Below are 12,269 nucleotides of genomic sequence, written 5' to 3' on the forward strand. Positions count from 1 at the left end.
GTTCAAAAAATGAAACGAAAAATAATTTTTTTTGTGATCCTCGCCATGACCCTTACCGGCTGTGCGTCACTAAGTGGCCCCAAAAAACCACCACGCTGTAATGGAAAACAGACCCGTGTATTAAATAAGGATAAGTGGGATTGGAACGATCAGAATAGACAACAAGGGAAAATGGTAAAGCCTATCACAACGCCCATTATCCTGAATACCCTAGAAAGCGAACAAGCGACCGTGGACGTAACACTTCAGCAAGCTTCGCTCAATTCCATAAAGCAAGAAACGCTCTTTGATAAAACGGTGGAGGATACGCGTGAAAAGTGATGCACTTGAAGAATATATAAAAGAAGCACGTTCATTCGATATTGATCGCATGTATGGTATGCGCATACGGATGAAAATTGCCATGGCTTTAACAGTGCTTTTTGGATTAATGACCATCGCTTTAGCCTTGGCTGTAGCAGCATTAACCCCCTTAAAGTCCGTAGAGCCCTTTGTTATCCGCGTTGATAATTCAACAGGCATTGTTGAGACAGTAAGTGCACTCAAGGAGTTGCCCAATGACTATGATGAAGCAATAACACGCTATTTTGCTGCCAAATATGTTCGTGCCCGCGAGGGGTTTTTATCATCCGAAGCAGAAAATAATTTTAGCTTGGTCTCTCTGCTTTCTTCACCCGCTGAACAAAACCGTTTTGCCAAATGGTATGCCGGCAACAATCCAGAAAGTCCACAAAATATCTATCAAAATATGATTGCTACGGTCACGATAAAATCAATTTCCTTTTTAAGCAAAGATCTTATTCAAGTGCGTTATTACAAAGCGGTCAAAGACTCCAATGACAAAGAGACGATTTCCCATTGGGTTTCGATCTTAAACTTTTCCTATATTAATGCACAAATATCCACAACAGACCGCTTAATCAATCCCCTTGGTTTTCAAGTATCGGAATATAGAACCGATCCAGAGGTGATACAATGAGCCAATTTTTAAAAACAATCTTTTTAGCTTTCATCGTCGCAATAAACGGTTATACAACACCCCTCTTTGCCGAAATAGCACCTGTAAGTGCACGCAAAGACAATCGTATTCGCTTTGTTAATTACGACCCTTTCAATGTTACCCAAATCATTGGCTCTATTCGTTCCTCAGTACAACTTGAATTTGCCGATGATGAAGAAGTAACCTATGTCGGTATTGGCAATTCTGTTGCTTGGCAAGTTGCACCAGCAGGCAATCTTGTTTTTTTAAAACCACGTGAAGTTCAGCCTGTCACCAATTTACAAATTGTCACCACCCGCCAAGATGGTAGCAAACGCTCTTATCAGATAGAACTCCAAGTGCGAGAAGGTGATGTTTCGGCAGGCAATGAGACCTATTTTCTCGTCAAGTTTCGCTATCCAGAAGATGAGGCCTTGCGTAAGAGATTAGCGGAAGCAGCAAAAGCCGAACAGCGCGAAGCAAATTTTGTCAATGATATTCTCAATATTCATGAAGATTTCGGACCACGCAATTGGGCTTATGAAGCACAAGGATCTGTACTCATTGAACCAAGTTCTGTTTATGACAATGGAAAAACAACAACCTTTACATTTGTAGGCAATAGCGAAATCCCTGCCATTTATCTTGTCTCTTCTGATGGACAAGAATCTCTGGTTCCCAAAACCATTAAAGGCAATAAGGTTATCGTTCATGCGACAGCTGCGCAATTTACTTTACGCCGTGGCAATGACGTACTGTGCATCTTCAATAGAAGGTTTGTTCCTGAAGGTATCAACCCCGAAACGGGTACAACATCCCCCTCTGTACAACGTAAAGTGCATATAGGAAACAGCCATGAATGACAAACTGGATGAAAAAGACCTCAATGATCGTGATACAATAAAAGGCGCTCGCGGAAAAAACCAACAGAACAAGATCGGAAAAGCAGCTGTTCTTATTCTTCTTTTCGGTGTCTGTCTTTATTTAGCATATTCAACACTTTCTACAGAAAAAAAACAATCTGTTGAGCTTCCCAAAAAAGGGATTATTAAGCAAACAGAGATTTTCCGCCCTGCTGAGCTAAAACCGGTCCCCCTTCAACAAAGTGAACAAAAGGGTACTCTGTTACCCAAGGTTGAGCTCCCAACACCGACAATCACTCAATCAAGGCCTGATGATAAACTTTTAGAAGCAGCACAACGTGCTCCTGTATTGGCTTATGCGAATAAACAGCAAGGAACAGCAATAACAAACAATGGTATTTTAGCGAATCCACTTGAAAAAAAGCCTGATGAAACAGCACAACGCTTTAACAATCTTCTCAAGCCCACAACCCTTGAAGGTATTCGTGCTTCAACACTTGGCAACCGCAACTACATCATTGCCATGGGTTCTTCTATTCCCTGTATTTTAGAAACAGCCATTAGCAGTGATCAACAAGGGTTTACCAGCTGTATCGTCTCTAGGGATATTTTGTCAGACAATGGTCGCGTTGTCCTCCTTGATAAAGGCACACAAATTGTTGGCGAATATCGCGCTGGATTGAAAAGAGGGCAAAATCGCCTCTTTGTTCTCTGGAATAGAGCGAAAACCCCAGATGGGGTCATTATCACATTGGCTTCACCTGCTACGGATTCTTTGGGGCGTTCTGGTATGGATGGCGATATTGATAATCATTGGTTAGAACGCATTGGCTCTGCGCTTCTTGTCTCAATTGTCAAAGATGCAACAAGTTATGTAAAAAACCGTCTTTCAAAAGATACAGAAAAGCAAGAATCTGAAACAGCCTCTTCGGGACAAAATATTGCAAAGATTCTCACAGAAAATTACACTAATATTCCTCCCACATTGACCAAAAATCAAGGGGAAATGGTCAATGTTTTTGTGGCCCGCGATTTAGATTTTTCCAGTGTTTATAAATTAAAAATGATTGAAAACAAAAAACAAATTATCAACCGGACTCTTTCAAGAAACTTTTAGAAAAATTCTGTGGTACCCTTAAAATGATCCCTACTATACAACCATTAAATGATGAAACGGTCGCAATTGTTTTAACAAAACTTGAGCCAATCCGTGCTTTTTTGAAAGATGAAAGTCTTTTTGAAATTGTTATCAATCGCCCCTATCAAATCATGACGGAAGGGTTTGAAGGATGGAAAACCATAGAGGTACCAGCCCTTTCGTTTAATGAACTTATGGGGATTGCTAAAGTTGTCGCATCCTACTCTAAGCAAAATATATCGGATAAAAATCCAATCTTATCAGCAACGCTACCCGATAATGAACGTATTCAAATTGTCATCCCTCCAGCGGTCGAAAAAGACACCATCAGTATCACAATTCGCAAACCATCATCACGCAATTTTTCCCTAGAAGACCTTGCTAGTAAAGGTCTCTTTTCCTTGTGTGAACAGGTATCATTCACACCTTTAAAGGATTATCAATCGCGTTCTCATGAACTTAAAAACACGGAACATGATTTGATAACGGCTTATTGCAACAGGGACTTTGCTTCCTTTTTAAATCAAGCTGTACAACATCAAAAAAACATTCTGATTTCCGGAAAAACCGGTTCGGGAAAAACAACACTTTCAAAAGCACTGATTGCCAAAATTCCCAGTAATGAACGTATTATCACCATTGAAGATACACAAGAACTGGTTGTCCCACAACAAAACCATGTTTCTATGATTTATTCAAAAGATGGGCAGGGTTTAGCCTCTATTGGTCCCAAAGAATTGCTTGAATCTGCTTTACGCATGCGTCCTGACCGCATTCTTTTACAAGAACTTCGCGATGGCACGGCCTTTTATTATATCCGCAATGTCAATTCAGGGCACCCAGGTTCCATTACCACGGTTCATGCCTCAACGGCCCTGTCTGCCTTTGAACAAATGACCCTTTTGGTCAAAGAAAGTGAAGGTGGAAGTGATTTAGAGCGTGATGATATTCGAGGACTCTTGATCTCAATGATTGATATTATCATTCAATGTAAACGGGTTAAAGGGAATTTTAAAGTCACGGAAATCTATTATGACCCGTTCAAACAACGCAACATCTTTGGGGAGTAACGGCATAAAGAACCCTCTCCTGTCAAAAGACCTTTTAAAGCAACTGTTGAAAAGCGATAAAGGAAGAACAAATGGCAACAAACAAAACAGAAGATCTTTTATCTCATAGGGCGGAAGAATTAGAAAAACGCCGTCAAGCAGTTGATGCAACGATTAACAGCCATGAAATTGAGGGAATAACACTCCATCCTAAAACACTGGAAATTTTAGAACAATACGCAAGGGGAGATCTTTCCCTCAAAGAATTTAACACTCTTATGGACAACGCTATACTATAAGGAAAGAACAATGCCAAAAGCAAAAGCAAAAACAAAAAATATACAGACACCTTCTCCCCATCATTATGTTTATCCTAAAACGACAACACTAAAAAATAAATATGGAATAAAGGACTTAAAATCTTTTCTGGAGAAATGTTCGCATGATACAACACAAGCAATGGTCAATCTGCGTGAAGAACCCCTACCAGACCATTTTGATAGCACTTATCTCTGCCATATTCACCGACAGTTATTTAAAAATACATTTGAATGGGCTGGACATCTGCGCCATATCCCCTTTACGTTTTCAGATGGCACCATAGCTGCCATGCCCGAAATGAAAAGAACGGGTTGGGAAAATCCTTTTGCTATCGGAGATGAGGTCCAAGAAGGTTTACAAACATTAGAGCAAACACTTGTAGAAAAAAACAATCTGCGAGATTTGACGCGTGAAGAATTTAACTCTGAAGCAATAAGCTTATTTAACTCTCTCAATCAACTTCATCCTTTCAGAGAAGGCAATGGACGCACACAACGAGTCTTTTTTGAAAAACTCGCTCTTGCAGCAGGGCATCAGCTTGATTTCTCACTTGTCACAAAAGAACGCATGATGCTCGCCAGTGTTGCTGTGGCAGAAAAAAATGATCTAGAACCTATGCGCCATTTGTTTGAGGATATCTCCAATCCAGAAAAAATTCTTCTTTTAAAAGAATTTATGGGAAACATGAAAGCTCTTGGACGCAATGTAAATGACCGCCCTGTTGTGGTTGCAAAAGAAGGTGAAATCTATACGGGCACTTATAGAGGTGCTGGTTTTGAAAGCTTCGCGTTCAACGTCAAAGGTGCTTACATCATTGGCAACAAAGATCATCTCCCACCAGAACAATTAAAAACATTAAAACCCGGTGATAAATTTACCTTTACAGTTCCAAAAGCACAAGACCTTGAAAACACGCTCATTCCCAAAGAGGCACGAGCCCCTTTGACGAAAGCTGAATATGCCGAAATGATTAGCCAAGATGCTTGTGTCCATAAATGCCGCGAACAAATCCAGAAATGCGCAAAAATCGTTTATGGAAGCTCAAAAGCATTAAACACACAGATAGTAGAGCTTATTAAAAATCCAAATCTTGGTCAACAACTCACTAAACAGATTGCGGAGTATCCGCAATCTGTTGCTCATCTTGCCGGTTTCGACTTCCTATGCTTTAAAACGCAAGCACGTGCCAATGCTGAAGAGTGTGTTGAAACACTCTGTCATACCATTGAAAATTTTGCGCACGCTGTAAAACATGCTAAACAAGAAATCACAAAAGAGCATCAAACAGAACAAAAACGTTGCGGACAAACAGTAGCAATACCAAGTCAGAACTTACAAAATCTCTTCACTTTACCAAAAAAATTGCAGCAAGAAACCTTACAAGCTTCTCCCTTTCTTCAAAAAGAACTCTGTGGTTTTGTAAAAGATGTCAATGAACGTCTTTCACTAAACGAACAGAAAGCCATCAAAAACAATGATCATGCAACAGTTGCGAAAAGCCTTGGTGTCTCAGAACGTAAAGCACAGGAAATTAGCGAAATAACGAAGCAAGCCAGCGAAATGTATCAACAATCGCAAATACGTACAGTCAATCGTTCAAAAGTGCTCACTATGGCTAGCTAAACACTTGTGAACTGTTTCTACTTCATTTGAACAGCTATAGTGAGAAGATACTCTAACGAACGAACACACTCTCCCATGAGAAAAAACAGGTCATAGTGTCAAGAAAAAAGAAAATATTTCACGCTAGAGGGCATCATTTTAAGCCTCTACGAACAGAACAAAACATAAGACATAACAAGTCATAACTTTAAGGTGAGAAAGATGATAAAAAGATCACAAAGAGGAAGCGCATACAGAACACGCAAGATCTTTACGCTTAGAAGAAACAAAATGTATTTAAAACACTTTTTCTGTTAGGAGAAGAGACAAAAAGGGACATGTCACATAAAAAATTTAATGCCCCTATGGACAAGCCATCTTATTGAATCAAGTTTTCTTATAAGGAGGTCATTATGCCAAAAGCAAAGTCAAAAATGAAAGGAATCCCCTCTCCTCATCATTATATCTATCCTGGTACCCATGTACTCAAGAATAAATATGGGGAAACGAATTTAAAAGTCTTTTTGGAAAAATGTTCGGAGGATAGAGAACAAGCAACGAAACTTCTGCGTAAAGAAGCGCTGCCAGAACATTTTGATTTTTCTTATCTCTGCCATATCCACCACCAGTTATTTAAAAATACCTTTGAATGGGCTGGAAAGATCCGCACTGTTCCCTTCACATTTGCAGATGGCACCACAGCCTCTATGCCAGAAATGAAAAGAGCAGAATGGAACAAAGCTTTTGTAAAAGATGAGGAAATCCTTGAAAACTTACAAAAATTAGAGAAAATAATTGCTGAAAAAAACAATTTGCAAGGCTTAACGCGCCAAGACTTTATCTCTCAAGCGGTAGGAATATTTCTCTCTCTCAAAAATATACACCCCTTCGTAGATGGCAATGAACACACAGAGCAACTTTTCTTTGAAAATCTTGCCAAAGCAGCGGGGCATCAGCTTGACTTTTCGCTGGTAACACAAGAACGCATGATGGCTGCCTATACACAAGCAGCACAATATGGCAATCCAGAACCTATGTGGCATCTCTTTGAAGATATCTCCAATCCCCCCAAAATACGTATGTTACAATCCTTCATGAAAAACATGAAAGAACTTGGGCGCGATGTTGATGATCATCCTGTTATGACAGCAAAAGAAGGTATCACTTACCTTGGCATCTATAAAGATATTAATTTTGATAGCTTTATGCTCGATGCACAAGGAACTTACATCATCGGCAATAAAGAGCAGCTTACGCCAGAACAAATAAAAACCTTAAAATCCGGTGATACAATACTTTTTACAGCTCCAAAGGCGCAAGAACTTGAAAATACCTTTATTCCCAGAGAAACACTAGCGCCTCTCACAGAAAGTGAGTTTGCACAAAGGGTTGCAAACAGTGCCTATATTCAAGCAGCTCGAGATCAAATTCAACATTTGTCAAAAATTGTTTATGGCAGCTCAAAAACATTAAACGAACAGATGGAAGATATTTTTAGAAATCCAGATTTAGGACGAAAGATTGCTCAGCAGATTAAACGCACTCCTCATTCTATTGCTCCCCTTTCAGGTGTCGACTTTTTTTTCTTTAAAACACCAACGCGTGCAAGAGCTGAAGAGCATATTAATCCGCTTTGTGCCGCTGTTATGGATTATGCGGAGGCTATAACTTATAAGCGTCATGTCATCACCCAAGAACATCATATCGAACAAGCACGCTGTGGAAAAGCGATCGAAAAGCCGAGTAAAAACTTGCAAAACCTGTTTTGCTTATCACCAGAAAAACAAACAGAAATCTTATCTCAATCTCCTCATTTATACCAAGAACTGCGTATTTTTGTACACAATTTAGATCACCGTTTCTCATTAGAGGAATATAATGCAATCAAAAATCATGATTATGTAACACTCGCGAAAACCATCGGTGTATCAGAACAAAAAGCAAAAGAAATTACCAACACTGTTGAGAAGGCCAAAGCAGTCCATGAGCGAGTTTCTCTCCGCAAGCTCAATCGTTCAAATGTGCTCGCTATAGCCAACTAAGAAATGTAAAATTTGCATCTCCCTTTGCACATTGACGGCTAGGAGATCTTTCTCACCTTCTCCCACATATGAAAAAGGAGATCCGTTGAGGCTCTATCACCACTTTTTAAATGTATCGTTTTACAGCACACCCGGATAAAGACACTGGAAGTAAGAGACAATGCCATACACAAAAACACAACTTACGCTTATTTTAATGCCAATCCCTTTAGGAATTTTAACAATATTCCTCGTTCCTCATTTGTTGTTGTTGATCACAAATGGTCTGACAAACCATCAAGTTTATTGGTATCTTCGCTCAGAACCCTTATTGGTGTTAGGACTGGTTACTGCTGTTTCCTTATTTTACACGCTCTTACAAAAACTACACCTACGCAAAGCGATTACACATGTCTCAGCTGTTTTTTTTGCAATCATTGCTTTTTACTACATTGGCAGTGAGATAACACGCTTAAGTCCCTATGTTGGTCAAAACGGGATAACGTGGAATTATGCTCTCAAATTTATGGACCCCATGGTTACCTTTGGCGTTATTACTGGCTTTATTTTTTTAGCAATTCAAATTTTTATAAGCTCTCCAAATAATAACAAAGTCAAGCGTGCCAAAAAAGGCATTTTTGGTGATGCTGAATGGATGAATTTACGAGAGGCCGGAAGAATCTTCCCTGCCAATGGTCAAATTGTTGTTGGCGAAAGATACCGTGTTGATCAAGATAATGTGTGCAATATTCCTTTTGCACCTGGCAATAAAACCACCTGGGGGAAAGGTGGAAAAGTGCCTTTACTTGCCTTTAATCTTGATTTTGGCTCAACCCACATGATTTTTTTTGCCGGTTCTGGTGGCTATAAAACAACAAGCACGGTGGTTCCGACCTGTTTAACCTATCCAGGCTCTATTGTTTGCCTTGACCCTTCCACGGAAGTTGCCCCAATGGTCAGATTTGCTCGGAAAAAAATGGGCAATAGAAATGTTATTGTTCTTGATCCCAATTCCATTTTAACAAAAAACTTTAATGTGATCGATTGGCTTTTAGATGACAGTGTACCACGCACACAACGGGAAGCCAATATTGTGAGTTTTGCCAAATTGCTTCTCTCTGATAAGAAATCAGAAAATTCTTCGGCGGAATATTTTTCAACACAAGCGCATAATCTTTTAACCGCTCTTCTTGCCCATGTGATCTTTTCAGATGAATATGAAGAAAGTGAACGCAATTTGAAAACATTACGGGGGATATTGTCTCAATCAGAAACGGCTGTTGTCAATCAACTCCGTATCATTCAAGAAACAACGCCTTCTCCTTTTATTCGTGAAATGGTTGGTATTTTTACAGAAATGGCAGAGCAAACCTTTTCAGGGGTCTACACAACCGCATCAAAAGACACCCAATGGCTTTCTTTGTCCAATTACGCTGATCTTGTTTGCGGTGATAACTTTGCATCTTCGGATATCACAAATGGCAAGACAGATGTTTTTCTCAATCTCCCCGCGAGCATTTTGAACAGTTACCCAGCAATTGGGCGGGTCATTATTGGTGCCTTTTTAAATGCCATGATTACCGCTGATGGAAATTATAAAAAGCGTGTTTTATTTGTCTTAGATGAAGTTGATCTTCTTGGTTATATGAATATTTTAGAAGAGGCACGCGATCGTGGTCGTAAATATGGCACATCCTTGATGCTTTTTTATCAATCCACGGGTCAATTAGTCAATCACTTTGGAGAAGCAGGAGCCCGATCATGGTTTGAAAGTTGTTCATTTGTTAGTTATGCCGCCATTAAAGATCTCCAAACAGCCAAAGATATTTCAGAACGCTGTGGTCAAATGACCGTTGAGGTAACCGGCACAAGCAAATCGAGAGGTTTGTCTTTGGGAAAGAGCTCTTACAATTTCAATTATCAACAAAGAGCTCTGATTTTACCGCACGAAATTATTCAAGAGATGCGTCAAGACGAACAAATTATTCTTATGCAAGGGCATCCCCCTTTACGATGTGGCCGAGCGATCTATTTTAGAAGAAAGGAAATGTTAGCGGCTGCTGAAAAGAACCGTTTTGCTCCACAAAAAAAGAAAAGCTGAAAAACACCCTCTTATGAGGAATAACAGCATAAAAAAAGAAAGCCAAGCGTTCTCTTTCATAAAAGGCCATTAAAAAAGGATTTTTATAGAGCCCAACAAGGAAAAAATGATGGAAAAGATCTTAGTTGCTGCGTCTGTCCATGCGTTCCCAACATCAGCGTCCCTTGTGAATACCCTCAAACAAAATCAACGGCGATCACGCTCAGCTATCCATTCCTTAAAAGCTAATCAAAGAGCTTTTGAAGAAGACGACTTGGAAAGGAAAAGGACTAAAGAAGATGTCAATGATGACACCGACAATCAAAAAGAAGAAGGCTATCAAAGAAAGCGTTTTCTAAACAAATCAAAAAAGACAACGTCCATGCAAACAATTCGAACACACCATCAAATCCCATATAAAAAAATTACAAAAACGAAGAGCAACAATTGCTACAGTCATCACACAGATCTTAAGACAGAGAATTAAGAGAATAAAACTTTTTCCTCAAAAATTTGGAATCGCAAAAGAATACGCAAAGGGGGAATTTGAATACAAAGCGTTTAGCACGCTTATCCACCAACCCCGACTCATAAGGAAAAAAAGATGCTGGAGCAAAACTATCTGTATAAAAAGAGTAATACACTAAAAAATAAATATGGTATCAAAAATCCACACCAACTGTATACACGCAGTGCCCATGATACAGCCAAAGCAGCGGTAAATTTTCGCTTTGAACCACCACCACGAAAATTTAATGCCAACTACTTGAAAACGATTCATTGGAGTCTTTTCCATGAAACTTTTGAATGGGCCGGCTATATGCGTGATCAATCCTTTACCTTTGCAGATGGCACAACTGCTCGTATGCCAGCAATGCGCCCCAAAGGTTATGAGGTCCCCTTCGCTATCGGTTCACAAATTCAAAAAGAACTAAAAAAATTAGAGCGAAATCTTCATGCCAAGAACAATTTACAAGGTTTATCACGCCAAGAGTTTGCTATCGAGGCCGCTGAAGTTTTTATGGCACTCAATCATGCCCATCCTTTCCGAAAAGGGAATGGACGTGTCAATCGCATGTTCATGGAAAAGCTTGGAGAAGTGGCAGGTTATAAAATTGACTTTTCTTTTATCACAAAAGAACGCATGAATCTTGCCTGTATTGAAGCTATGCAAAACGGCAACCCACAGCCAATGAGAGATCTTTTTGAAGATATCACCCATCCCCAAAAATCTCTAGTTTTAAAAGAATTCATTTACCAGATGAGACATTCTGGACTCCATGAAATCAACAATCGCCTTGTTGTTGCGGCAAAAGAAGGTGTCACTTACGATGGTATCTATAGAGGTTCTTCAGCAGAAGGTTTTGTTATAGAACTGGAAGACGCTTTTGTCGTGGGCCACAAAGATGATCTCTCACCAGAGCAAATCAAAAGCTTATACAATGGCGCCCGCATCTGCTTTGAAAAAACAAATGTTCAAAACTTACGAGAGTCTCTCATTCCGAAAGAAACATTAGCGCCTCTCTCCAATGAAGAACTTTTTGATAGGCTTCAAGATCATCCCTCTATTGAAAAATGCCGAAAACAAGTTGAGCATTTGTCAAAGCGTGTTTTTGGCAAGCAGCACGCTTTAAGAGCACAGCTAGAGATCACCAATGCCGATCCAAGTTTGGGGGAACAGTTTGCCGATCAAATAGCGCAAAATCCTCAATCCATTTGTAAACTTGCGGGAAGAAAATTTTGGTGCATAAAAAGCCCATCGCGAAGACGAGCTGAAGAGCATCTGCCGCAGCTTTGTGAAGCCTTTAAAAATTATGTAACAACAGCACAACAGACAAAGGATGAAATTCTCGAGCAACACGCAAAGGAACAAAATCGCTTGGGCAAATCTGTTGAAAAACCCTCAAGAAACCTACAAACCCTTTTTTCTTTACCAGCGGAACAACAAAGAGAAGCCTTGTCTCATTCTCCTGCACTACAACAAGAACTGCATAAGTATGGGCGCCAATTACACAGTCGCTTGTCATCAGAAGATCATAAAGCCATACAGGACCAAGATATCACTAGACTTTCTTGCCTGCTTGGCACCTCAGAAAGCAAAGCCAAAAACATTGCCAAAATCGTAGACCACACCAAAGAAGCACAATGTCAAGCACGCACCCTCAAAATCAGTCGCTCTTCATCCCTCGCTCTTACCTGCTAACAATCAACAGAAT

11 protein-coding genes are annotated in these 12,269 nt (G+C 39.8%); all 11 read left to right on the plus strand.

All coding sequences use genetic code 11. The features are described 5' to 3' along the window. Positions 1 to 9 precede the first annotated feature (9 nt). The 11 genes from NMK50_RS07625 (at position 10) to NMK50_RS07675 (ending at position 12,256) form a co-directional block, all read left to right on the plus strand. Entirely contained in the window at positions 10 to 321 is a 312-nt protein-coding gene (locus NMK50_RS07625) for a type IV secretion system protein VirB7 (RefSeq protein ID WP_254769973.1), read from the plus strand. Next, entirely contained in the window at positions 311 to 979 is a 669-nt protein-coding gene (locus tag NMK50_RS07630; protein ID WP_254769975.1) for a VirB8 family type IV secretion system protein, read from the plus strand. The genes NMK50_RS07625 and NMK50_RS07630 overlap by 11 nt, the downstream gene beginning before the upstream one ends. Beyond that, the gene (gene virB9, locus NMK50_RS07635; RefSeq protein ID WP_254769976.1) at positions 976 to 1,842 is read left to right on the plus strand and encodes a P-type conjugative transfer protein VirB9; all 867 of its coding nucleotides are present in this window, start codon (positions 976 to 978) and stop codon (positions 1,840 to 1,842) included. The genes NMK50_RS07630 and virB9 overlap by 4 nt, the downstream gene beginning before the upstream one ends. Further along, complete coding sequence (gene virB10, locus NMK50_RS07640; RefSeq protein ID WP_254769977.1) at positions 1,835 to 2,959, plus strand: type IV secretion system protein VirB10; 1,125 nt, start codon at positions 1,835 to 1,837, stop codon at positions 2,957 to 2,959. The genes virB9 and virB10 overlap by 8 nt, the downstream gene beginning before the upstream one ends. A gap of 23 nt (positions 2,960 to 2,982) precedes the next feature. Then, the gene (virB11, locus tag NMK50_RS07645) at positions 2,983 to 4,050 is read left to right on the plus strand and encodes a P-type DNA transfer ATPase VirB11 (protein ID WP_254769978.1); all 1,068 of its coding nucleotides are present in this window, start codon (positions 2,983 to 2,985) and stop codon (positions 4,048 to 4,050) included. A gap of 71 nt (positions 4,051 to 4,121) precedes the next feature. Further along, on the plus strand, positions 4,122 to 4,328 hold the full coding sequence (locus NMK50_RS07650; RefSeq protein WP_254769979.1) for an antitoxin VbhA family protein: 207 nt from the start codon (positions 4,122 to 4,124) through the stop codon (positions 4,326 to 4,328). 10 nt (positions 4,329 to 4,338) lie between these two features. Continuing rightward, positions 4,339 to 5,973 carry a BID domain-containing T4SS effector gene (locus tag NMK50_RS07655; protein ID WP_254769980.1) on the plus strand — a complete coding sequence of 545 codons (1,635 nt, stop codon included), beginning with the start codon at positions 4,339 to 4,341 and terminating at the stop codon, positions 5,971 to 5,973. A gap of 392 nt (positions 5,974 to 6,365) precedes the next feature. Beyond that, on the plus strand, positions 6,366 to 7,994 hold the full coding sequence (locus tag NMK50_RS07660) for a BID domain-containing T4SS effector (RefSeq protein WP_254769981.1): 1,629 nt from the start codon (positions 6,366 to 6,368) through the stop codon (positions 7,992 to 7,994). Positions 7,995 to 8,154: 160 nt separating this feature from the next. Then, positions 8,155 to 10,074, plus strand: a complete 1,920-nt coding sequence (gene traG, locus NMK50_RS07665; RefSeq protein WP_254769982.1) for a Ti-type conjugative transfer system protein TraG — start codon at positions 8,155 to 8,157, stop codon at positions 10,072 to 10,074. Positions 10,075 to 10,180: 106 nt separating this feature from the next. Next, complete coding sequence (locus tag NMK50_RS07670) at positions 10,181 to 10,540, plus strand: hypothetical protein (protein ID WP_254769983.1); 360 nt, start codon at positions 10,181 to 10,183, stop codon at positions 10,538 to 10,540. A gap of 117 nt (positions 10,541 to 10,657) precedes the next feature. Then, the gene (locus NMK50_RS07675; protein ID WP_254769984.1) at positions 10,658 to 12,256 is read left to right on the plus strand and encodes a BID domain-containing T4SS effector; all 1,599 of its coding nucleotides are present in this window, start codon (positions 10,658 to 10,660) and stop codon (positions 12,254 to 12,256) included. Positions 12,257 to 12,269 lie beyond the last annotated feature (13 nt).

Source organism: Bartonella harrusi, assembly GCF_024297065.1.
Lineage (GTDB): Bacteria > Pseudomonadota > Alphaproteobacteria > Rhizobiales > Rhizobiaceae > Bartonella > Bartonella harrusi.